The organism is Dyella sp. 333MFSha (genome assembly GCF_900102405.1).
GTDB lineage: Bacteria > Pseudomonadota > Gammaproteobacteria > Xanthomonadales > Rhodanobacteraceae > Luteibacter > Luteibacter mycovicinus.
This window is the reverse complement of record NZ_FNBR01000004.1, coordinates 2,501-24,977: the sequence shown is the minus strand read 5'-3', so window position 1 is coordinate 24,977 and position 22,477 is coordinate 2,501. Positions and strand designations below refer to the sequence as shown.

At 65.5% G+C, this 22,477-nt stretch carries 15 protein-coding genes (1 of these 15 only partly in view); 8 read left to right on the top strand and 7 right to left on the bottom strand.

Features of this window, described 5'->3' with window-relative positions; translation table 11 throughout:
* Positions 1–5 precede the first annotated feature (5 nt).
* From BLT40_RS15155 to BLT40_RS15140, 4 genes are all read right to left on the bottom strand, one after another.
* Positions 6–7,301, bottom strand: a complete 7,296-nt coding sequence (locus tag BLT40_RS15155) for a SpvB/TcaC N-terminal domain-containing protein (protein WP_090354659.1) — start codon at positions 7,299–7,301, stop codon at positions 6–8.
* Positions 7,302–7,382: 81 nt separating this feature from the next.
* Positions 7,383–7,763 carry an RcnB family protein gene (locus tag BLT40_RS15150; protein ID WP_090354628.1) on the bottom strand — a complete coding sequence of 127 codons (381 nt, stop codon included), beginning with the start codon at positions 7,761–7,763 and terminating at the stop codon, positions 7,383–7,385.
* Positions 7,764–7,787: 24 nt separating this feature from the next.
* Positions 7,788–8,213: an RcnB family protein gene (locus BLT40_RS15145; protein WP_079520567.1), complete on the bottom strand. Its 426-nt coding sequence runs from the start codon at positions 8,211–8,213 to the stop codon at positions 7,788–7,790.
* 149 nt (positions 8,214–8,362) lie between these two features.
* Positions 8,363–9,649 (bottom strand): amidohydrolase family protein, encoded by a 1,287-nt coding sequence (locus BLT40_RS15140; protein ID WP_090354625.1) that lies wholly within the window; start codon positions 9,647–9,649, stop codon positions 8,363–8,365.
* Positions 9,650–9,764: 115 nt separating this feature from the next.
* Between BLT40_RS15140 and BLT40_RS15135 the strand changes: the two genes are divergently transcribed.
* Together BLT40_RS15135 and BLT40_RS15130 are read left to right on the top strand one after the other, a co-directional pair.
* Positions 9,765–10,979 (top strand): putative DNA modification/repair radical SAM protein, encoded by a 1,215-nt coding sequence (locus tag BLT40_RS15135; protein WP_036116172.1) that lies wholly within the window; start codon positions 9,765–9,767, stop codon positions 10,977–10,979.
* Between the two features lie 2 nt (positions 10,980–10,981).
* Positions 10,982–12,400 carry a UdgX family uracil-DNA binding protein gene (locus BLT40_RS15130; RefSeq protein ID WP_090354622.1) on the top strand — a complete coding sequence of 473 codons (1,419 nt, stop codon included), beginning with the start codon at positions 10,982–10,984 and terminating at the stop codon, positions 12,398–12,400.
* Positions 12,401–12,603: 203 nt separating this feature from the next.
* Here the strand turns inward: BLT40_RS15130 and BLT40_RS15125 are convergent, their stop codons facing one another.
* The gene (locus tag BLT40_RS15125) at positions 12,604–13,860 is read right to left on the bottom strand and encodes a 6-phosphofructokinase (RefSeq protein WP_090354619.1); all 1,257 of its coding nucleotides are present in this window, start codon (positions 13,858–13,860) and stop codon (positions 12,604–12,606) included.
* 176 nt (positions 13,861–14,036) lie between these two features.
* Here BLT40_RS15125 and BLT40_RS15120 point away from each other — a divergent pair, with 176 nt between their 5' ends.
* The 6 genes from BLT40_RS15120 (at position 14,037) to BLT40_RS15095 (ending at position 20,577) form a co-directional block, all read left to right on the top strand.
* Complete coding sequence (locus BLT40_RS15120; protein WP_079520563.1) at positions 14,037–14,621, top strand: adenylate kinase; 585 nt, start codon at positions 14,037–14,039, stop codon at positions 14,619–14,621.
* Between the two features lie 5 nt (positions 14,622–14,626).
* Entirely contained in the window at positions 14,627–15,985 is a 1,359-nt protein-coding gene (gene mpl / locus BLT40_RS15115) for a UDP-N-acetylmuramate:L-alanyl-gamma-D-glutamyl-meso-diaminopimelate ligase (RefSeq protein WP_090354616.1), read from the top strand.
* Positions 15,986–15,995: 10 nt separating this feature from the next.
* Positions 15,996–16,598, top strand: a complete 603-nt coding sequence (locus BLT40_RS15110) for an LON peptidase substrate-binding domain-containing protein (protein ID WP_090354613.1) — start codon at positions 15,996–15,998, stop codon at positions 16,596–16,598.
* An 11-nt stretch (positions 16,599–16,609) separates the two neighbouring features.
* Positions 16,610–17,425 carry an SDR family oxidoreductase gene (locus tag BLT40_RS15105; RefSeq protein ID WP_090354611.1) on the top strand — a complete coding sequence of 272 codons (816 nt, stop codon included), beginning with the start codon at positions 16,610–16,612 and terminating at the stop codon, positions 17,423–17,425.
* 213 nt (positions 17,426–17,638) lie between these two features.
* Positions 17,639–18,976 (top strand): sigma-54 interaction domain-containing protein, encoded by a 1,338-nt coding sequence (locus tag BLT40_RS15100; RefSeq protein ID WP_090354608.1) that lies wholly within the window; start codon positions 17,639–17,641, stop codon positions 18,974–18,976.
* 353 nt (positions 18,977–19,329) lie between these two features.
* Positions 19,330–20,577: an acetylornithine/succinylornithine family transaminase gene (locus tag BLT40_RS15095; RefSeq protein ID WP_079520558.1), complete on the top strand. Its 1,248-nt coding sequence runs from the start codon at positions 19,330–19,332 to the stop codon at positions 20,575–20,577.
* Between the two features lie 161 nt (positions 20,578–20,738).
* Here the strand turns inward: BLT40_RS15095 and hemL are convergent, their stop codons facing one another.
* Both hemL and thiE read right to left on the bottom strand, forming a co-directional pair.
* Positions 20,739–22,016 (bottom strand): glutamate-1-semialdehyde 2,1-aminomutase, encoded by a 1,278-nt coding sequence (hemL, locus tag BLT40_RS15090; protein WP_079520557.1) that lies wholly within the window; start codon positions 22,014–22,016, stop codon positions 20,739–20,741.
* A protein-coding gene (gene thiE / locus BLT40_RS15085; RefSeq protein WP_090354605.1) for a thiamine phosphate synthase crosses the window boundary here: on the bottom strand, positions 22,013–22,477 show its 3' portion. The gene runs 183 nt beyond the window's last position; the window shows 465 of its 648 coding nt (coding positions 184–648); the start codon falls outside the window, past its right edge — the gene reads right to left on this strand; the stop codon is at positions 22,013–22,015. Before thiE ends, hemL begins: the two co-directional genes overlap by 4 nt.

The window sequence follows — 22,477 nt, the reverse complement described above, 5'->3', positions numbered from 1 at the left end:
GCTCCTCATGAATCGCCCGGTGCCATCCATACAGAGCTGGCGGATGACAAGCGTGATGAACTTCGACGTGTTCGGGCAGAGTCCGTCGGTGACATCGGGCTCCCGCCGCTGCCGATCGATCCCAGCGACGATCGGGAACTGCGAAGCGAATACCTCGATGCCGGAGTCGACGCGATGATCAGGCTGGGAGACATGGGATCGACGTCCGACCCCGTCGGTGTCGGCGGACGGCCACGGGGATCGTGTAGCTCGACCTCTCTCGCTGCACGCAGGTTAGTGTTGCCGATGGTGGCGATGTGTCCTCGAATATGCGGGTGCGGCACGCGCGTCATGGTCATATGCTGCTGGTAGTGGATGCGCCAGCGATCCGTATATTCCATGAACGCAAAGCCTGAAATATATTCCGTGCCCAGATTGTTCCGGGCGAGGCGACCTCCTCCGCGGTAGTCGGGCCTTGCTTCGAAAGCATAGTGCGCGTAGCTCATCATGCCCGCGACACCGAACCCTGGCAGGGGCTCCGTCGCGTCGGGCTGGACGTGCCGGTTGAATTCCTCGTATTCGTGACCGCCTGACACATGGAAGATCCGGTACGTGCTCTCATCGGTTTGCCATGCCACGAGTGAGCAGCCACTGAAATCCGGGGTGAGAAGCACGCGTGGCTGGGTGCCGTCCGGATGAGCGGGTATAACGGTGCTGCCGCCCTGTGCGACGAAATACGCCTGGAAGCTGTGCCGAGGGTCCAGCCGTAAGTGATCGCCGCTCTGGAGTTGAGGATTGGATCCGAATACCTCGCTCGATCGAGCGATTGTCAGCACACTCGTCTCGGCCAGGCCTGCGCGCGTGGACGGGTCGGTGATTTCGGGGGGGACGGGCGCGCGCGTGACGGTCGATTGCACCATGACGAAGTTGTCTATACCAGCGTCGCCCGAGGCGTGCAGGATCCTCGGCCGACCGCCAGATGGCAACATCTCAATGTTGGACAGCGGAGTCGCGTTCCAGCTGCGGAACGAAAAAGTGGACCGCGCTGCTGGCCATGACATTGTCGCGGCGCCGGTGACCTGTTGAATGGGTGAGGTGCCGTCGATCGCTACGCCTCTGACCGGGTTACGCTCGCCTCTTTCTGTGGGTACCTGTCTGAGCATCCTCGGTGGCCGCCCGACTCGCCCGACTCGTCCGCGCGCAGGGCGGGTTTCCGCCGGCCGCCTGGTGTTTTCGCGACCATGCCCCGTCGGAACCGGCACCCGGCCGTCGGCATCACGGAGGGAGAGCGGCGCATTGCGAACCATGCGATAGCGGTTGCTGCCATCGATATCGCCGGCGGGGTCAGGGCTGGTCCACCGGTGCTGCCAGGGCATGTAATAGCGCGCACCGTAGTCGTAGAGGCCGGTGGAATCCCGTGTTTCACCGGAATACCGGCAGTCGTCCTGCTGCGCGTCGTTTGCCGTGCGTGCTGCATGGATCGACGTTCCGCCGAAGGGATAGTATTCCTCGAAGAGTGTGACGCCACCGGCCTGATCGAGCACGGTCGATGCGTGCAGGGGATGCGCCTCCAGATGAAATCGCATCTCCAGCGAAGATGCGTCGCCGATGCGGTAGGCGAAGCGGGCAACGCTGTCAGCCGCATACATCGTAGCCACCGATCGCGTGCTGCCGCCGCCCGAATGCAGCTCCAGACCCGGCAGGTAAACCACGCGCGCCGACCCCTCCCGCTTTCGGAGCCTGCGGCCGTCAGCTGCGTAGGTGTAATGTTCCGGCGTCGGTGCGACGACCTCCTGGAGACGGCCCTGCACGTTCCAGAGCAACGCTGGGCCAGTGGGCGCGAGCGCCAGCATATGCCCCGCGCCGTCGAAGCGCGCATCGACATCCTCCGGACGTAGCCCCGGCTCAGCCGGCACCGAGCGATTGGAAAGGGGGGCGATGGTCATGTGTTGCGTATAGCTGGCACTCTCGTCTCCCTCCACCGAATGCATGATGCTCGTGATATTGCCGTTGGCGTCGTAGTCGAAGGCTCGCGAGTAAGCGCGCGGAAGAGTTTCGCCGGCATCGGGAGGCAGTGTCAGCGGAGGTGGGAGATCGGGCCCGCGTCCGGCAGCGTCCTGCTCGCGGCCGGTGGCTTCGACAAGTTGACCCGTGCTGTCATAGCGGAACGACCGGTGAGTCGTTTCACTTCCGGCGAAAGGAGCGCTCGCGTCGTCGATGCGGATCACCGTCCCGGCAGGATCGTAACGAAACGTACGGTCCACGACGATCCGGCCGTCGGGCATGACCGCGCGAGTTCTCGTGAGGCGACCATCTCTGGCATCGTGGTCTTGTGTGCACAGGATTTCTCCCGGCCCGACGCGGGACGCGAGCAGGCCATCGGCTTCGTAGCGGAGACTCGTCGCCACGTCGTAATCGCCACCACCTGCCGCGTTGGCGACGAAGGATGCGGCAGCCAGCCGCCCTGCGACGTCGTACGCGAATTGCCTCGCGTTGCCTTGCGCGTCGATCAGCGCAAGAGGCTGCCCCAGGGCATCGTACTGCGCCGTGGTCAGATAGGCGGTGCTTTCGAGTTGGCCGCCGTCTCCGCTTGCGGGCCAGTCGGCCTCGTCGCTAACGATGATCCGGCGCTCCGTCGCCTGGACTTCACCGGTGAGTGCCGCACGCGAAACCACCTCGCTTCCTCCCGCATCGAACGTGGCGGCGGGAAAACCCGCCAGATTGGCCTCGCGCCGTGCGATGGAGGGCGTCGTGTAATCGACGCGCATCACCCGGCGAACCTCCCCGGTTTCGCCGCTGCGCGAGTGCACGTCCGTGAGACGGCCTGCCCGGTCGCGAAGAAAGACATGCTCGTGGCCCAGAGCGTCGCGGATCCAGAGATCATCACCGGTGTCGGCGCCAACCCGCCACCATTCCCCGGCATCCGCGCTCCACGAACGCGTGCCGCCGAGATGTGCGGACTCACGGCGCACAGCTTCGTCGCGCCCCACCGAGCGGGCGTCGTAGTGACGCAAGGTGCGGCCGGCGGCGTCCGCGTCACGCCTCGTCAGCTGAAGAACGGGCGCGTCGGTGACGCTGCGGCGAAGATATCGACACTCCCTCATCGGCCGCCCGTTTGTGCCGATGGCGATCAGTGACGGGGAGCCCGGATGCACCGACATATCGCTTTCGGCGGTGGCGTTTTCGTCTTCGTCAACGGTGTACCACGCGTGATAGCTGACCCGACGGATTCGCCCGACACCATCGGTTACGTGAATGATGCGATCGAGCGCGTCGTATCCGATGTGGGTAGCCGGTCCGGTGTTTCCGGCCGTGAAGCGCCAATCCGCGGATGTGTGCGCACGGCAGATCTGCAGCGCTTCTCCGGAGCCCGGCGCCGGTATGCGGGTGTGCTTCACCCAGTCAGCCGCGGTGTCCGTCGCGCTGCGCTGCGCCGTGCAGACGACCCGGCCCAGCCCGTCCCGGTGCCAGACGGTCTGTTGTACCTGCGAGGCGGGATCCCCGGGATAACGGTCCGCGGTAAGTCTCACGACATGCGCCGGCGCTTCCGATGCGTAACGGAACACTTCCGCGACGTTCCCCAGTGTGCTTTTCGCCGCGGCGAGTGCGGCAGACGGTCGTCTGTCCAAGGGGACGGACCAGTCTTCGAGCGATTCAAATCCGACCTCGACGCTGCGCCCGCCGCTGTCGTGCTCGCTACCGTGAAAACTGGTGGCCAGCACTCGACCCGATGCATCGAACGCCGTCTCATGCACGTTGTCATTCGCGTCCACGACCCGCCGGGGCAGGAGTGCCCGGTAGTCGTAGCTTGCCTCCATGTGCAAATCGCCGGGACAGGTCCAGCCCGTTACGAATAAGCCGGCCTCATCGCGTACGAAGGTGACGGCATCTGTCGTCGCGCAGGCCGCATGGCGGATAACGGCGAAGCAGTCGTCCTCTGAAGCGTAGTCGCACAGGTCGTGCTCAGTCGCCTGCAATGACTCGTTGTCGCCGAGCAGTGATGCGACGAGGGGGCGCCAACCACCGCGCGCGAGATGTTCGTCCAGCGCAGTCGGGTCCAGTACCAGGCGGCATTCGGCCAGAGCCTCCTCATCCATGCCGGCGATAAGCATCGATCGTGGAAGCGGGGGAAAGGCCGGCGGTACCGCCGGATCCGATGCGTAAACTACCCGGGTAAGTGTGACCAGCCGGACGTCATCGTTGGGCGCGAATGTCGGGTCCCGCGCGAACGTCTCATAACGCATGTCATGTTCGCTCAGGTTGTCATTTGCGACGAACGAGGCATGCACCCGCGTTTCGGATGGCACCCTGAGGCAGTACGCGTCGGGATCGGTGAGGTGCCACCAGGTTCGTCGTGTAAGGGTGACGTGATGACGCTCCTGGCTCCTGTCGTGTGAGTCTTCCCAAAGCCTCTGTTTTTCCGGCTGGCTATACGGTGAAGCTGCGTTGCGTCGTGAACACGCGATCTCGATAACGAGGCCAGGGCAGCCGTGTACGTCGTTGTCGAGGGCGAAGCTGTGCAGGCGACGGGGGTCGACAGGGCTGTCCTCATAGTCGTAGGTCAGTATTTCGATCGGCAGGCACGACGAGGTGGCGGGGGATCCATCGTCTTCCTGACGTAGTTGCCTGACGAGATAGCGCCATTCCACTACCTTCAGGGGCGTGCTCCGCACCGAGGTGTCGGTTACGGTAAACACTTCGTAACGTCGTTCGAGACCTGCCAGTGAGCGCCATCGATCCCCATCGGGGAAAGGGTCCGCAGGATCCATGATCACGTCGCCGTTTCCCGTCCAGCGGCTGAAGAGGTCCGGTCCCACACCGATGGCTTGAGCATCCGATACATCGAAGCCATCTCGACGGCTGTCGATATCCGCGTTCCCGACGTAGTTCCAGCGACGCGTCAGGACGTCGGATGTGAGGCCCGGCATCGCGGTACGCTGTTCACGGCGCTCCTGGCGAAAGGCGAAGCCGCGCATGCGGCGATCGATCGGATCGTAGTAGCCGTCCCTCCATTCGAAAGAGATGCGGTGCGAGGTTTGAAACGTGGCATCGAACGTTTCGATCATGCTTGTGGTGAGCAACGGGAACGGCAGGTGTGACGTCACGCACCTGCCCGCTGCCTTGTCATCCAGTGTGGTGTGTCCCGACGCCCGGTAAGTGACAGCGGTGGACGCCCCCCGATGATTGTCGGTGCCGCAGATGCGATGGGGTGGCACGTGGAAGAAGTCCATGCGCCAATGCCGTGGCTTGAGGCGGTTACCGACGTGCGGCAGGGAGATGATCGCGCTGATGCCGTCGCCGCGCGCAGGCGCGAACGATACGGTCCACGTGCGCTCGTAGCGTTGGCCGTCGGGCCACGCGTACGCGATGGCGGGTGCAAAACCGTGTCCCGAAAGATTGCGATACCAAAGAAGCGCCTTGCTGTCGCAGTAGAGGATGTCGGCTACGCCCTTGCCCTCGATGTCCGCGAAATGCAGGCGTGATCGCTCCAGTGCAACGCCGGGCAGATCGATCGTTCCGACATGGACGGCTTGCCCGAAATGGCCGTAGCCCAGGCCAGGCCAGCACTCCACGATGCCATCTTCATTGACGCGGACGAGCTGAGCCGTCCCTTTGCAAAGGACCGGTGCAAAGCCGACGTAGGTATTCGGGGAGGCCGCGAGTGGCAGCCCGTCGCTCTCGTGTGCGACTTTCCTTGCCCGGCCATACCCATGTCGATTCCGCGGCCACCAGATGACGGCATGGCTGGAGATCAGAAGCATGTCCATCTGCCCCGCACCGGTAAGATCGGCCCACTGAACGTCGTGATGCCGGAAATCCATCGGAATCGATGGGAACGGTTGGAAGGCCGACCAGGTCCGATCGGAGCGCAGTGTGAAATAGCCGCGCAGTGCGGGATCGGCGACGATCCATGACAAGGCCCCGTCGGCGGTCACGTCCGCCAGCATCCGCCGCGCGGGCACGGCCGGCGGCGCACCGACGAAGACAGCCCCCTGGCTTGGGTGAACACTCGCATCGAAGCCTCTGATCGATGGCTGGATTGCCAGTGCCACCGGCGTGCCGTAGGTGATGGCATCCTCGCCACCTGTTGCGCGAACCGGCTCGCGGTAGGTCCATGTCTCGCACTCGCGGTTGAGAATGCCGGGAATGCCGTCGCCGTAGAGGTCGATCAGTGTTGCGCGGTATCCATCGTCGACGCCGGACGCACTGTCCAGGGGATGTGCGCTCGCATCGGCAGAATCGAAATCCGTCCAGGCGATATCCACCCGGGGCGATCGTTCGACGTCACCCTGCGCGCCGTAAGCCAGCGTTTGCAGCGAAGTCATACGGGTCAACCACGGCTGTTCGTCGTATTCGAACAGGACGCGCCGTACCAGCACGGGGTCGGGGCCGAGGGCGGGCAGTCGGTGGTATATCAGGAGCTGCCGGCAGAGACGAAGAGTGCGATGCTCGAAGCCATAGTCGACATCGCAAAAGGGATCCCGGCGTGTGGACCATGGACGGTCCTCGGCATAGGGTGGCCCAATGTCCGGGTCGAGCGTGCGTTGGCCGTAATCGAAAATCGCTTCAAAATAGAAGGTCAGCGGCTGTACGGGGGGTACGAACGCGAATGGCGCGAGGCTGCCTCGCCGATGCCCGTAGCGGATGTGGGAGAGGTATCGGGCGGCACATGTGTCGCGAGTGTCGGCGACGCCGTGGCCGTCCTCCGCGCGATAGCTGTAGACCGCATGCTCGCCGCGGGCCGTGACGCTCTCGCAAAGGAACCAGACGGCGATGTCGGACGGCCTGGCGGCCTTACGGAGTGTTGTCGTGTCGTCGTGGCCGTAGACGGCTATCGAGCCGTCAGCGGCATGTACGACCCAGAGGGGTGTCTTTCCTTCGGCACTCCACTGTTCCATCCGGTCCGACCGTGAGTCGACTCGCGGTCGATACCGGACCGCTTTCCAGATATGCGGCAGCGCGATGCCGCCGATTTGGTCGACGGTGCGCGAGTCTGTGGCGACCAGGCGCTCGCCATCCGGACCGACGTAGCCATCCGAATCGTCAAACCGGGGCACGCCCTCGGTGGTGTCTCGTCGAATGGAGGGAACGGGGACGTGGAAGCCCAGACCGAACACACCGTTGCCCGCATCGCTGCCGTAAAAGAGGGCCAGTGAGGGCGAGGCGTCGCGCCAGCGCGACAGAGGAAGAGGCAGCCTCAGTACCGAGGACCCAGTGCTCGAGGCGGACCAGTCAAGGCCCTCCGGCGGCGTATCCACGCCCCCGACTACAGGGGTAGTCAGGCAGGCATACGGATCTGTCTGATAGTTGACGACGTCCATGTGAAAACCCCCGGGCCATCGTGGCCCAGGGGCAGTGTCGCGCCTGGATCGTTATCGAACCGTGAGCAACGCGTGCACCCTTTACTGCGACAGAATCTCCGCGATCACACCCGTCGTGATGGCGACCAGCAGCAGATCGTTGTTATCGGCGCGCACCCAGTGATAGCCACGTGGCGGCTCACGCAGGTGACGTTCGCGATAATCGTTCACGACGACCACACGACCGTCATAGCGGTGACCGCGCTCCCAGTGGCCGCCCGGGCGCGGGTGCCAGTCGGCATGACGATCGTCGTGGCGGTCGTCCCGATGGTCGCGATGGTCGTCGCGGTGGTCGTCGCGGTGATCGTTGCGATTGTCGTGATCGTCGTGGTGCCAGTCCTGCGGTGCCGGTGCAAAGGCGAAAGCCGGAGCGATCGCGCCAGCCGCGGCGATGCAGAACACTATTCTGGTAAGCATCTTCATGAGCGAGTCTCCGGTAAGCGTGCTTTAGCGCGTAGCGATGTCGAGGATGATGCCGGTCGCCACAGCGACGAGCAGAAAATCGTTGTTCTCGCGGACCCAGTGGTAGCCTCGCGGCGGCGGGCGCAGGCGGTAGCTGCCGTAGTCGTACACGACGACGTTGCGACCGGCGTAGCGGTGCCCGCGCTCCCAGTGGCCGTAGTACCGCGGCGGGGGCGGACGGTAGTAGTGATCCGGCCCGTGGTGATACCCGCCGTAGTAGCGCGGCGGCGGCGGGGGCGGCGGACGGTGACCGTGCCAGCCGTTGTCATGATGCCAGTCGCCACGGTCATGGCCGCGATCGTGCCCACGGTAGTCACCATGACGATCGTGATCGCGGTGGTCGTCGGCGAACGCAGCGGTCGTGGCGACCATGGCGAGCGCGGCAAAAGCGGTACGAAGCATCATTTTCATAGCCTGTCTCCTGGACGATCGTCTCGCCGTAACTTGCTACGGCCGATCGACGATTCGGATGCTATGAAGGGAAAGCTGAACGCAAAGTCTTACATTTTGAAAGGTTCACGAAAGCGTTCACTGTCGCGACAGCTATTGAACCGGTCGGTTCAGGAAATCGATCCCGGCCGGAACTCAAGTGTCAGATTTGACGGGCGTTCCGTCAGGAAGAGCGACGAATGCCGTTCAGGTGCGCGGGCAAGGATTTTTCCGCCCCGAACGACCAGAAGACGGGCCGCTTTCAGCCGGATGGCCTCGAAGGCGTCCCCCGCCTGCAGTAAAACGAAGTCCGCACGGTGGCCCGGCTGAATCCCGTAGCCTTCCAGCCCGAGGACGCGCGCAGCGTTGACCGTCACCGCGTCGAAGCAATGTGCGACGCCCCGTGTCGAGGTCATCTGCGCCACATGCAGGCCCATGTGTGCCACTTCCAGCATGTCGCCGGAGCCCATGCCGTACCAGGGATCCATCACGCAGTCGTGGCCGAACGCGACATTGACGCCCGCATCGAGCAACTCGGGGACGCGCGTCATGCCGCGACGCTTCGGGTAGGTGTCGTGCCGGCCCTGCAGGGTGATGTTGATGAGCGGATTGGCGATGGCATGCACGCCCGCCTCGGCGATCAGCGGCACCAGCTTGGACACGTAGTAGTTGTCCATCGAATGCATCGAGGTGAGATGCGATCCGGTGACGCGATCCTGCAGGCCCGTGCGCACCGTTTCCGCCGCAAGCGTCTCGATATGCCGTGACAGCGGGTCGTCGGATTCGTCGCAATGCATATCCACCCGCAGGCCACGCTCGGCGGCGAGTTCGCACAGCCAGCGGACGGATGCCGCGCCGTCGGCCATCGTGCGTTCGAAGTGCGGAATGCCGCCGACCACGTCCACACCCATGTCGAGGGCGCGGACCAGGTTGGCCTTCGCGGTCGGTGAACGGAGCACCCCGTCCTGTGGGAAAGCGACCAGTTCGAGATGCAGGTAGGGCGCGACGCGGCGCTTCACCTCCAGCAGGGCCTCGGTCGCCAGCAGGCGGTCGTCACAGATATCGACGTGGCTGCGGATGGCGAGCAGGCCCTGGGCCACCGCCATGTCGCAGTAGGCCATGGCGCGGTCGACCAGCGCCTGCTGCGTGAGGTCGGGCTTGAGTTCGCCCCACAGTGCGATGCCTTCGAGCAGGGTGCCGGAGGCGTTGAGGCGCGGCAGGCCCAGCGACAGCGTCGCATCCATGTGGAAATGCGCGTCGACGAACGGCGGGCTGACCAGACGGCCCTGCGCGTCGATCTCTTCGACGCCTTTTGCCGGAAGCGCCGGCTGGATCGCTGCGAATCGTCCGCCCTCGATGCCGATGTCGACGTCCTTGCGGCCGTCGGGAAGCGTGGCGTGACGGATGATGAGGTCCATGGTGGGTGCCGGTGTTTAAAGCAGGGATGATAACGGGCGGGTCGCTGGCGGGGTAATCGCTCGATCGGCGGCCTTCACGCAGGCCCGGCCCGGTTTTGGCACCATCACTTCCCCCATGAAGCTTTCCGACAAACTCGCCATCCTCGCCGACGCCGCGAAGTACGACGCGTCCTGCTCATCCAGCGGTGGCAAAGGCCGCAACTCGCTGAAAAGCGGGGGCATCGGCTCGACCGAAGGTATGGGCATCTGTCATGCGTACGCGCCGGACGGCCGCTGTATATCGCTGCTGAAGATCCTGCTCACCAATTTCTGCGTCTACGACTGCGTGTACTGCGTCAACCGGCGCAGCAGCAATGTGCCCCGAGCGCGCTTCACGGCCGAGGAAGTGGTCAATCTCACCCTCGAGTTCTACCGGCGCAATTACATCGAAGGCCTGTTTCTCTCGTCAGGCATCATCCAGTCGCCCGACTACACGATGGAGCAGCTGGTCCGCGTGGCACGTACGCTGCGCACCGAGCACAAGTTCGGCGGCTACATCCACCTCAAGACCATTCCCGACGCGTCACCTGAACTCATCGACGCCGCCGGTCGCTGGGCGGATCGCCTGAGCATCAACGTCGAGATGCCGACCGAAGGCGGCTTGAAGTCGCTGGCGCCGGAGAAACACCTGGGTGACATCCGCAGCGCGATGGGTCGCCTGCGCCTGTCCATCGACGAAGCCAAGGCGGAGAAGAAGGCGCCTCGCTTCGCGCCTGCCGGTCAGAGCACGCAGATGATCGTCGGTGCCGACGATGCCAGCGACCGCGACGTGCTCTCGGCCAGCACCAACCTGTATACGAATTACCGGCTGCGTCGCGTCTACTATTCGGCCTTCAGCCCGATCCCCGACGCGTCGAAGATCCTGCCGCTGAAGCCACCGCCGCTGGTACGCGAGCATCGCCTCTACCAGGCGGACTGGCTGATGCGCTTCTACGGCTTCGGCGCCGATGAGATCGCGCCGCCGGGCGACGACGGCATGCTGTCGCTCGACGTCGATCCGAAGCTGGCCTGGGCGCTTCGCCACCGCGATCAGTTCCCCGTCGATGTGAACCGCGCGCCACGCGAGACCTTGCTGCGCGTGCCTGGCCTTGGCGTCAAGACGGTCGACAAGATGATCGCGATGCGCGGGCACCGGCGTATCCGCTACGACGATCTCATTCGCCTGCGCGTGCCGGTGAAGAAAGTGGCACCCTTCGTCGAGACGGTCGATCACCGCCCGCGCGGGGATCACGAGAGCGTCGCGCTTCGCCGCGATCTGCGCGAGCCCTCGCAGCCGGATCTTTTCGGCTGATCATGCGCGTCGTTACGCTGGACGATCCGTCGGACTTCGACGAGTGGCGTGGCAAGGCCCGGGCACTGTTACTGGCCGACATCGAACCGTCCGAAGTGGACTGGGAGGGCGGCGGCACCGGCGGGTTGTTCGCCGGCGACAACGCGATTCCTCCGCCTGTGCGCACCAGCGTTCCCGCCGTCCCCCGCGACTTTCTGAATGTCGCCAGCGCCGTGCTGGCGCATACCGACAGGCGTCGCCACGCGACGCTCTACCGCATGCTGTGGCGGCTGGCGCACGGTGAGAAAGCCTTGCTGCGCATCGCTACCGACGACGATGTCGCCTGGGCGCACACCTGCGTCAAGCAGGTCAGCCGCGACATGCACAAGATGAAGGCGTTCGTGCGCTTTCGTGAAGTCCGGCATGGGGAGGACACGGTCTACGTCGCCTGGTTCGAGCCGTCGTACGACATCGTCAAACGCGTCGCGCCATTTTTCGTGCGCCGCTTCACCGGCATGCACTGGTCCCTGCTGACGCCGTCACGCACGGCGCACTGGAATGGCGAGACGCTGTCGTTCGGGCCGGGTGCGAGCAGGGCGGATGCACCCACCGACGATGCGCTCGAAGATCTCTGGCGTACGTACTACGCGAGCATCTTCAATCCGGCCCGCTTGAAAGTGGATGCGATGCGTCGCGAGATGCCGGTGAAGTACTGGAAGAACCTGCCGGAAGCGAAGCTCATTCCGGGCCTGGTCCGCGACGCGTTACCGAGGATGCAGGCGATGGTCGACAAACAGCCGACGATTCCGAAGAAGAAAATCACGCCGCTTCAGAAAGCGGTCGCGGCGGCGCCCGAAGGCAGTATCACGGCGTTGCGCGCGCAGGCCCGTGAATGCCGCGCCTGCGACCTGTGGAAGCCTGCGACGCAGACGGTCTTCGGCGAAGGCCCGGTGCACGCGAAGGTGGTGGTGATCGGCGAGCAGCCGGGCGATCAGGAAGATCTGGCCGGAAAGCCGTTCGTCGGGCCAGCCGGCAAACTGTTCGACCGCGCGCTGGAAGAGGCGGGGATCGAGCGCGACCTGCTGTATGTCACCAATACGGTGAAGCACTTCAAGTTCGAGCCGCGCGGGAAGGTGCGGCTGCACAAGCGCGCCAACGCGGAGGAGCAGGCCGCGTGCCGGCCCTGGCTCGCGGCCGAGATTGATCGTGTCCAGCCCGAGGCCCTGGTCTGCCTAGGCGCCATGGCGGCTCAGGCGGTGTTCGGTTCGTCGTTCCGCCTGATGGCGCAACGTGGCGAGTGGATCGACCTGCCCGATGGACGGAAGGCGATGGCCACGGTGCACCCGTCGTATCTGCTGCGCTTGCCGGATGCCGAGGCGAGAGAGGCGGGGTATGCGGAGTTCGTGCGGGATCTGGGGTTGATGCGGGGGGTGTTGGGCTGATGTCCGAGCATCGCGCGCAGGCGCGCTCCTACATGTGCACGGTGACCCACATGCCCGCGGTGACCTGCATGCCCGCGGTCGGAGCATCGCGCGCAGGCGCGCTCCTACATGTGCACGGTGATCTTGTAGGAGCGCGCCTGCGCGCGACCCACACCGCGACGACCGCCGGCGCGCCCCGCGCGCCGCCGGCCCGACGCGACACGTCACCCAGGCTTGAACTTCCTCAGCTTCTTCGGCACCGAAGCATTCTTCAGCGTCACATACATCGGCAGCCCATCGTCGCCATAGGGCGGGGGCACCTCGCCCACGATCAGCGGCGCCAGATACCGTCGCGCCGCCGCGGTGATTCCAAAGCCATCCTTCGACATGAAGTTCTTCGGCATCTTCTTCTCGTGATTGGCGATCTTGTCCAGCGGTGCCGCTTCGATCTTCCACTTATACGGCTCATCGGACACACGCACGATCACCGGCATGATCGCGTTGAGCCCCTCGGCGGCGTACTCCACCGCCTTCTTGCCCACCGCGTACGCCTGATCGACGTCCGTCTTGGATGCGACATGCCGTGCCGAGCGCTGCAGGTAGTCGGGCAACGCCCAGTGATACTTGTAGCCCAGCTTCTCGCGAACGAGAGCCGCCAGCACCGGTGCCGCACCGCCGAGCTGCGCATGGCCGAACGCATCGCGCGCGCCGGACTCGGCCAGGAACGTGCCCTCCTTGTTCTTCACCCCCTCGGATACCACGACGGTGCAGTAGCCGACCTTCTCGACCGTGGCCTGCACCCTGGCCAGGAAGGCCTCGGGGTCGAACACGTTCTCCGGGAACAGGATGACGTGCGGTGCATCGTTGGGTCCCGAGCCCGCCAGCCCGGCGGCCGCGGCGATCCAGCCCGCGTGGCGGCCCATGACCTCGATGATGAACACCTTGGTCGAGGTGTCGGCCATGGAGGCGACGTCCAGGCTCGCTTCGCGGACGGCGATGGCGGTGTACTTGGCCACGGAGCCGAAGCCCGGGCAGGTGTCGGTCACCACCAGGTCGTTGTCGATGGTTTTCGGCACGCCGATGCAGTTGACCTCGTAGCCGAGTGCCTGGCCGATCCTGGAGACCTTGTTGGCCGTGTCCGCCGAGTCGTTGCCGCCGTTGTAAAGGAAGGTACGGATGTCGTGCGCCTTGAAGACCTCGATCAGGCGCTCGTATTCGGCGCGGTTCTCTTCGAGCGACTTGAGTTTGTAGCGGCAGGAGCCGAAGGCGCCGCCCGGGGTGTGCTTCAGCGCGGCGATGTTCGCCTTGGCTTCCCTGGTCGTGTCGATCAGCTCCTCGCGCAGTGCGCCGAGGATCCCGTTGCGCGCGGCATAGACGGGGATGCCCTTGTCCCGGGCGGTCTCGATGACGCCGGCGGCGGTGGCGTTGATGACGGCGGAGACGCCGCCCGACTGGGCGTAGAGGATTTTGCCGGCGGCCATGCTTCGGGTCCTTCTGCGGGAGCGGAGCAGGCAGGGTAACGCGACCCACGTCAAACCGCCCTACACCTGCGACATGTCGCCTGTTTGACGGCGTGGCGCCCCGCCCGTTACCTTGAGACCCATTTTCTTGTGTCCGGCGGCGGGGTTACCCCGCATGTCCGACGAACGGAGCATCAATGCGACTCGTGCTATTCGGCGCCCCCGGCTCCGGTAAAGGTACTCAGGCCACCCGCCTCAAGGAGCGCCTCGGCGTGCCGCACATCTCCACCGGCGATCTTCTGCGCGGTGAGATTAAGGCAGGCACCGAGCTCGGCCTCAAGGCCAAGGGCCTGATGGACGCCGGTCAGCTGCTGCCCGACGACATCATGCTCGGCATCATCGAGCACCGTCTGGGCGAGCCGGACGCCGGGCCGGGCTTCATCCTCGACGGCTACCCTCGCAATCTGGCCCAGGCCGACGCGCTGGACACCGTGCTGGCCCGTATCGGCCAGCCGCTGGACGTGGTGGTCAAGCTCGAGGTGCCCGACGCGGCCATCATCGGTCGCTGCGAAGTCCGTTTCGAGAAGGAAGGCCGTCCCGACGACAACCCGGACACGGTCAAGAAGCGTCTCGGCATCTATGCCGACCAGACCGCTCCGGTAGCCGACTTCTACAAGCAGCGCGGCAAGCTGCAGGTCGTCGACGGCGTCGGCGAACTCGACGAGGTCACCCAGCGCGTGCTGGATGTGCTGCCCGGTGGCGTCAAGGCCGCCAGCGCCTGACCCCCGTGCGCGTCCATATCCTCGGTATCTGCGGCACCTTCATGGGAGGAGTCGCCGCGCTGGCGCGTGAGCTCGGCCTGACGGTCGAGGGTTCGGACGCCAACGTCTACCCGCCCATGAGCACCCAGCTCGAGCAGCTCGGCATCGGTCTGATGCAGGGGTACAAGGCGGCGTACCTGCAGCCCGCGCCCGATCTGGTGGTGGTGGGCAACGCGATGACGCGCGGCAACCCGGCCGTCGAGTACATGCTCGACGCGGGCCTGCGTTATATCTCCGGCCCGCAATGGCTGGGCGAGACGCTGCTGGGCGGACGCGAGGTGCTGGCTGTCGCCGGCACCCACGGCAAGACCACGACCACCAGCTTGCTGGCGCATCTGCTCGAAGCCGCGGGGCAGTCGCCCGGGTTCCTGATCGGAGGTGTCCCGGGCAACTTCGACGTGTCCGCGCGGCGTGGCACCGGTAAGCCCTTCGTCATCGAAGCGGACGAGTACGACTCGGCGTTCTTCGACAAGCGCTCCAAGTTCGTCCATTACCGCCCGCGCATCGCCATTCTCAACAACCTCGAATACGACCACGCGGATATCTTCCCGGACGTGGCCGCCATCCAGCGCCAGTTCCACCATCTCGTGCGGACGGTGCCCGGCAATGGCCGGCTGATCGTCAACGCCGAGGATCCGTATCTGGCCGAGGTGCTGGCCATGGGTGCGTGGACGCCGGTGGAGACCTTCGGCATCGACGCGGGCGACTGGCGTGCCGAGCTGATCGCCGCCGACGGTTCGCACTTCCGTGTGCGCCGTGGTGACACCGTGCTCGGCGAGATTCGCTGGGGTTCGCTCGGGCGTCACAACGTGATGAACGCGCTGGCCGCGCTGGCGGCAGCCACCGCCGCCGGTGCCGATCCCGTGGCGTTGCTGCCGGCCTTCGCCGATTTCGCCAGTGCCCGGCGGCGGATGGAGCTGATCGGCCAGGCAAAGGGCGTCACCGTTTACGACGACTTCGCCCATCACCCGACCGCCATCGCCACGACGCTGGCCGGCCTTCGCGCCAAAGTCGGTAAGGGTCGCATCGTCGTGGCACTCGAACCGCGCTCCAATTCGATGCGTCTCGGCGCGCATGCCGATGCGCTGGCGCCTTCGCTCGCCGATGCGGACCGTGTGGTGTTCCTGCATCGTCCCGAGCTGGCCTGGGACGCGGGCAAGGTGACCGGCGCACTCGGTGGCCGCGGAACCACCGCCTCCACCGTGGATGCCCTGATAGACGCACTGGTGGCCGAAGCGGCGGACGGCGACCAGGTCGTCTTCATGTCCAACGGTGGTTTCGAAGGAGCGCCCCGGCGCTTCTTCAACGCGCTGGACGCAGGTTAGACTCAGGGGCATGGCTGCCACCACGCCCGCACCCGATCTGCCGTTGTTTCCCCTGTCGAACGTCCTCTTTCCGGGCGGTCACCTGCAGCTGCGCATCTTCGAACCGCGCTACATCGACCTCGTACGCGAATGCTCGCGGACCGGTCGCGCGTTCGGCGTCTGCATGATTCTCGAGGGCCGTGAGGCGGGACAGCCCGCGGTGCCCGCCGCCGTCGGCACGCTGGCCACCATCACCGACTTTCATACCAGTGAGGACGGCCTGCTCGGCATCGTCGCACAGGGCGGTCAGCGCTTTCGCGTCACCCGCACGCGCGTGCGTTCGGATGGCCAGGTGCGCGGGGACATCGCCCCGTGGGTCGACGAACCGAAGATGGAACTGCCGGCGGAATTCGGCTTGCTCGCGACGATCCTGGAGCGACTCGCCGATCAGATGATGCCGCCGTGGCGTCATGACATGGCCGAGCGCGCCGACGATGCGAGCTGGGTCGGTTTTCGCCTTTCCGAACTGTTGCCGCTGGATCCGAACGAATGCCAGCACATGCTCGAACTCGACGATCCGCTGCAACGCCTGGCCGAATTGCGTGACATCCTCCCGCGCTTCCAGCGCGCCTAAGGGTTACCACCATGACATCGCTGAAGGGCAAGACGCTGTTCATCACCGGCGCGTCGCGCGGTATTGGCCTGGCGATCGCGAAGCGCGCGGCCCGTGACGGCGCCAACATCGTCATCGCGGCCAAGAGCAGCGTGGCCAATCCGAAGCTGCCGGGTACCATCCACAGCGCAGCCGCCGAGATCGAAGCGGAAGGTGGCGTGGCGCTGCCGCTGAAAGTGGACATCCGTGAGGAAGCCGAGGTGCGCATGGCGGCGGCTACGGCGGCCGAGCGCTTCGGCGGCATCGACATCGTGGTGAACAACGCCAGCGCGATCTGGCTCAAGGGTGTCGAAGACACGCCGATGAAACGCTTCGACCTGATGCACGAGGTGAACACCCGCGGCACGTTCCTGGTGACGCAGGCCTGCCTGCCGTACCTGAAAGAAGCCGCGAATCCGCACGTGCTGATGCTGTCGCCTCCGCCTAGCATCGACCCGACGTGGTACGCGCCGCATGTGGCCTACACGATCGCCAAGTTCGGCATGAGCCTTTGTGTCCTGGGTATGGCGCCCGAGTTCGCGCCGATGGGTATCGCCGTCAATGCCTTGTGGCCCCGGACGGTGATCGCCACGGCGGCCATCGCCATGATCGATGGCGTCCGCCCGCAGAACTGCCGCACGCCCGCGATCGTGGCAGATGCGGCGCATGCCATCCTGACGCAGCCTTCCCGTGATTACACCGGGCACTTCGTCATCGATGAAGACATCCTTCGCGAGCAGGGTGTCACCGACTTCGACCGCTACGCCGTGGTGCCCGGCGAACCGCTGCTGCCCGATTTGTTTCTGTAGCTACCGCGACAGCTATTCCGCGGCGTCACGAGAGCTAGCCCGTTTGGCGTATGGCCGCTTCCGGCAGGCAGCGGTACCGTCTCTCCCTGTCGCCGCCGGCTGACAACCGAGTGGCGATGTGGGGCTTGTCGGCCAGCAGGGGGTGCCGGCGGCGGGTCCGGTCATGAATCCGCGAGAGCCGGCAGCAGGCCACGTATCGTGTGAGGAGCAGGCATGTCGCGCGGGGAAATGACGGGTCGCTGTGTCGTCTGGGTGGGCAGGCCGAGCGTCGAGGAACACTTTGGTCTGATCCGGGCGGGATGGCGTACGTTGGTGGCCGATCCCGGTCGTGTGGGCGGCGACCTGCCCGAATGCGGCGAGACGGCCGTCGCCGTGGTCGACCTGCGTTCGGCGGCTCCTGAAGCCCTGAAACTCCTGCGCGAACTGCAGCGGTCGCATCCCGGCATGCCCTGGATCGGGCTCACCGGTCCACACACGCCCTCCAGCGACCCTGCCGTCCGGCTCGCCTTGCCCTGCGCGCTCGAACTCATCGACGGTGCGTCGTCGTTCGCCGCCCTGCGCCAGGCGCTGCTCAGGGTGCCGTATGAGGGTGGTCTCGATCCGCCGGACGAGCGCCCCACCGTAATGACCGGCGACAGCCCGGCCATTCGCGCACTGTCACAGAACATTCGAAAATTCGCGCCGGTCGAACTCCCGCTCCTCATTACGGGCGAGACAGGCACCGGCAAGGAAATGGCCGCCCGCGCCCTGCATCAACTCTCCGGCCGTCACGGAAAGCCGTTCGCCGCGATCAATTGCGGTGCGCTGCCGGCCAACCTGGTCCAGTCGGAATTGTTCGGGCACGAGCGCGGTGCCTTCACCGGCGCGACGGCACGGCGTATCGGCCATTTCGAGGCGGCGGACGGCGGCACCGTATTTCTCGATGAGATCGGCGACCTTCCGCTGGATGCCCAGACCAATCTGCTGCGTGTGCTTCAGGAAGGAACGATCGATCGCGTCGGCAGCTGTCAGTCCGTGCATGTCGACGTCCGTGTGCTGGCCGCCACTCATGTGGACCTGGAAAAGGCCGTCGCCCAGGGCCGTTTCCGCGAGGACCTGTTCTACCGGCTCAACGTGCTCCGGCTGCGAATGCCGCCCCTGCGGGAGCGCGCCGGCGATATCGAGCTGCTCGCCCAGCATTTCCTCGACGCGTTCCGCGAAACCTATGGCACGCGCGCACGCGCCTTCAGTACCGCCGCGCGCAAGGCGATGAACGGCTTCCCGTGGCCGGGCAATGTCCGTGAGCTGATGAACCGCGTGCAGCGCGCCGCCGTCATCGCCGACGACGCCCTCATTACGCCCGAGGATCTCGAGCTGACGCCGGACGCGCCCGGCGGCGACCGGGACAGCCTCGGCAGCGCCCGGACCTCGGCCGAGCGCGAGGCGATCGTCGATTGTCTGCGTGCCAGCGCGTTCAACATCAGCGAATGCGCACGCCGTCTGCGTGTCTCCCGCGTCACCGTCTATCGCCTGTGCAAGAAGCACCAGCTGGCGCTCGACCAGCTGCGTTGATCCGTCAGCGGAGTGAAGAAAACTCCCGGTCCTCTGGGGGACCGGGAGTTCCCATTCGTCGCTCGGCTTGGCAGGGTCGTCGGGCGAACGAACATCGCGGGCTTCACAGGGCCTTGTCCCACAGGCAGCAAACGCCGTGCCACGTGGCAGGTGCTTTGATTCGCAAGGACTTTCCCATCGAGCTGCGGCGCGTGGCCGTTCAGCTGCTGAAGCGCCGTGTCACAGAGTCGTTGCACGCGCGGTACAGCCGATCATACGATGCGGGTTCGATGTCGGACCGCAGAGCGTACCGTGCGATTCCATCCGTATCTGTAAGGGTTCCGGCGCTGCGGCCGGGCCCGGGAGTTCGTTCCATGTCCTCGCATCCTGTCGATTCCTCCGATCTCATCGGCCTCGGCAAGCGCTACTGGCTGTCCGTTTATCGTCCACGCGACGTCGTCCTCGACCATGGCAAGGGCTCCCGCGTCTGGGATACCGAAGGCCGCGATTACCTCGATTTCGGTGCGGGCATCGCCGTCAATGCGCTGGGTCATCAGGACCCGGACCTCGTCGCCGCGCTGACTACGCAGGCCGGCAAGCTCTGGCACGCCAGCAATGTCTTCTGGACCGAGCCGCCGCTGCGCCTGGCCGAAGAACTGATCGAGCACGCCCCGTTCGCCGAGCGGGTCTTTCTCTGCAACTCCGGTACGGAGGCCAACGAGGCCGCCATCAAGCTGGTGCGCAAGTGGGCCACGTCGAAGGGCCGCCCGCCGGAAGAGCGCGTCATCATCACCTTCAAGGGCTCGTTTCACGGGCGCACGCTCGCGTCGGTGACGGCTACGGCGCAGCCGAAATACCAGGAAGGTTACGAGCCGTTGCCCGGTGGTTTCCGCTATGTGGCCTTCAACGACGTGCCCGCACTGGAAGAAGCGTTTGCGCAGGGTGGCGTGTCGGCGGTGATGCTGGAGCCGATTCAGGGCGAGGGCGGTGTCATGCCGGCCGAACCCGGTTTCCTCAAGGCCGTACGCGAGCTCTGCGACAAGCACGACGCCTTGCTGGTGCTGGATGAAATCCAGTCCGGCATGGGTCGGACGGGCACGCTGTTCGCCCACGCGCACGACCATGTCACGCCCGACATCGTCACGCTGGCCAAGGCGCTGGGCGCGGGCTTCCCGATCGGTGCGATGCTGGTCGGCCCCAAGGTCGCCGACATCATGCAGTTCGGTGCGCATGGCACCACGTTCGGCGGCAATCCGATGGCCGCCGCGGTGGCCCGCGTCGCGCTGAAGAAGATCTCGTCGCCCGCCGTGCTGCTCAACGTCGAACGCCAGGCCAACGACATCCGCGCCGGACTCAACAAGCTCAACCACGACCTGCACCTCTTCTCGGAAGTCCGTGGGCGTGGCCTGATGATCGGTGCGGTGCTCGGTGATGCCTATAAGGGCCGGGCGGGTGAAATCCTCGACCTTGCCGCCGCGCATGGTTTGCTGATTCTGCAAGCCGGCCCGGATGTGCTGCGCATCGTCCCGCCGTTGACCATCACCGACGAAGAAACCGCGGAAGGCCTCGAACGCCTCAGCGCGGCACTGCACGCCTTCACCAAGGAAGCACAGGTCGCGTGAGCGATCCTGTCGATCCGGCCGGCCTTGCCGCCCGGATCGACGATGCTCTGCTCCGGCAGGAGCCAGCCCGCTGGCGAACCCTCACCCCGGCAAAAAACGAGTGAAGGCGTGCCCCGCATTTAACGCCAGACACGGCCTCTTCATGCGTTGCTCCGCAAACATCACAGCGAAGCAAACACCTCACCTGCCACCGCCACCGTCCCCGCGATGACATCATCATCGTGCGCGCTGGACACAAACCCCGCCTCGAACGCCGACGGCGCCAGATACACCCCACGCTCCAGCATCCCGTGGAAGAAGCGGTTGAATGCGTCGACATCCGCCTTGGTCGCCTGCGCATAGCTCTCGACGGTTTCGTCCGTAAAGAACAACCCGAACATCCCACCCACGCGATTGACGCTGAAAGGCACACCGGCACGTTTCGCCGCGCCCAGGATGCCGTCGGTCAGCTTCACGGTGCGCGCCGCCAGATCGTCATGGAAGCCCGGCGCCTGGATCAGTTCAAGCATCGCCAGGCCGGCAGCCATCGCCACCGGATTACCCGACAAGGTGCCCGCCTGATAGATCGGGCCTGCAGGAGCGATCTGCTCCATCAGGTCGCGGCGGCCACCATAGGCACCGACCGGCATGCCGCCCCCGATGATCTTGCCGAAGCAGGTCAGGTCCGGCGTGATGCCGTAGTGCGCCTGCGCGCCGCCGAGAGCCACGCGAAAGCCGGTCATGACTTCGTCGAAAATCAGCAGCACGCCATGCTCGGTGCACAGGTCGCGCAAGGCCTGAAGGTAGCCTTCCTTCGGCGGAATGCAATTCATGTTGCCGGCGACCGGCTCGATGATTAGGGCGGCGATTTCCTTGCCTTCCTGTGTAAAGAGCAGGCGGGCGGCATCGATGTCGTTATAGGGGAGGGTGAGCGTAAGGTCGGCCGACGCCTTGGGCACGCCCGGCGAGGTCGGCACGCCGAAGGTCAGCGCGCCCGAACCGGCCTTCACCAGAAAGCTGTCGCCGTGGCCGTGGTAGCAGCCTTCGAACTTGACGATCTTCGAGCGGCCAGTCGCACCACGCGCCAGGCGGATCGCGGACATCGTGGCTTCCGTACCCGAGTTGACCATGCGCACCATGTCGATCGACGGCACCAGGCCGACGATGGTCTCGGCCATCGTGACCTCGGCGGGGCAGGGCGTGCCGAACGACAGGCCGTTCTTCACGGCGCGCTCGACGGCCTCGCGCACGGCCGGATGGTTGTGGCCGACGACCATGGGACCCCAGGAGCCGACGTAATCGATGTAGCGCTTGCCCTCGACGTCCCAGAGGAAGGGACCGTCAGCCCGGGCGGTGAAGAACGGCTCGCCCCCGACTGACCGGAAGGCGCGCACGGGCGAATTGACGCCGCCGGGCAGCAGTTTGCGGGCGCGGGCGAAGAGTTCCTGGTTGCTGGTCATTGAATGATTCCGGGACGTGAGTCGAAAAGATCGGCGAAGCGGCGCGTCGCGGCCTGGATATCGGGCGCGGCGAAAACGGCGGAGACCACGGCAAGGTAGTCGGCACCCGCTTCGATAAGGACCCGTCCATTGTCGGGGGTGATCCCGCCAATCGCCACGACCGGCAGGCCCAGGAGGGCGACCTGCGTCAAAAGGTCGTGCGGGGCGACCGGGGCATGCGGCTTGGTGGTCGACGGGTACATGGCGCCGAAAGCCAGGTAGTCCGCCCCCTCTCCCGCCAGTTGCTTCGCCCGCTCGAGGGATCCGTAACAGGAGACACCGATGATGGCGTCCGGGCCCAGTTCCGCGCGGGCTTCGGCGATCGACACATCCTCGCGGCCCAGATGCACCCCGCCGCCGGTGGCCAGGGCGAGCGGGACGTCGTCATTCACGATAAAGGGCACGTCGTGGAGGGCGCACAG

Bases quoted from the DNA above. Each gene is read 5' to 3' on its own strand.
- BLT40_RS15155 (WP_090354659.1), bottom strand. From the start codon at position 7,301: ATGGACGTCGTCAACTATCAGACAGATCCGTATGCCTGCCTGACTACC.
- BLT40_RS15150 (WP_090354628.1), bottom strand. From the start codon at position 7,763: ATGAAGATGCTTACCAGAATAGTGTTCTGCATCGCCGCGGCTGGCGCG.
- BLT40_RS15145 (WP_079520567.1), bottom strand. From the start codon at position 8,213: ATGAAAATGATGCTTCGTACCGCTTTTGCCGCGCTCGCCATGGTCGCC.
- BLT40_RS15140 (WP_090354625.1), bottom strand. From the start codon at position 9,649: ATGGACCTCATCATCCGTCACGCCACGCTTCCCGACGGCCGCAAGGAC.
- BLT40_RS15135 (WP_036116172.1), top strand. From the start codon at position 9,765: ATGAAGCTTTCCGACAAACTCGCCATCCTCGCCGACGCCGCGAAGTAC.
- BLT40_RS15130 (WP_090354622.1), top strand. From the start codon at position 10,982: ATGCGCGTCGTTACGCTGGACGATCCGTCGGACTTCGACGAGTGGCGT.
- BLT40_RS15125 (WP_090354619.1), bottom strand. From the start codon at position 13,860: ATGGCCGCCGGCAAAATCCTCTACGCCCAGTCGGGCGGCGTCTCCGCC.
- BLT40_RS15120 (WP_079520563.1), top strand. From the start codon at position 14,037: ATGCGACTCGTGCTATTCGGCGCCCCCGGCTCCGGTAAAGGTACTCAG.
- BLT40_RS15110 (WP_090354613.1), top strand. From the start codon at position 15,996: ATGGCTGCCACCACGCCCGCACCCGATCTGCCGTTGTTTCCCCTGTCG.
- BLT40_RS15105 (WP_090354611.1), top strand. From the start codon at position 16,610: ATGACATCGCTGAAGGGCAAGACGCTGTTCATCACCGGCGCGTCGCGC.
- BLT40_RS15100 (WP_090354608.1), top strand. From the start codon at position 17,639: ATGTCGCGCGGGGAAATGACGGGTCGCTGTGTCGTCTGGGTGGGCAGG.
- BLT40_RS15095 (WP_079520558.1), top strand. From the start codon at position 19,330: ATGTCCTCGCATCCTGTCGATTCCTCCGATCTCATCGGCCTCGGCAAG.
- hemL (WP_079520557.1), bottom strand. From the start codon at position 22,016: ATGACCAGCAACCAGGAACTCTTCGCCCGCGCCCGCAAACTGCTGCCC.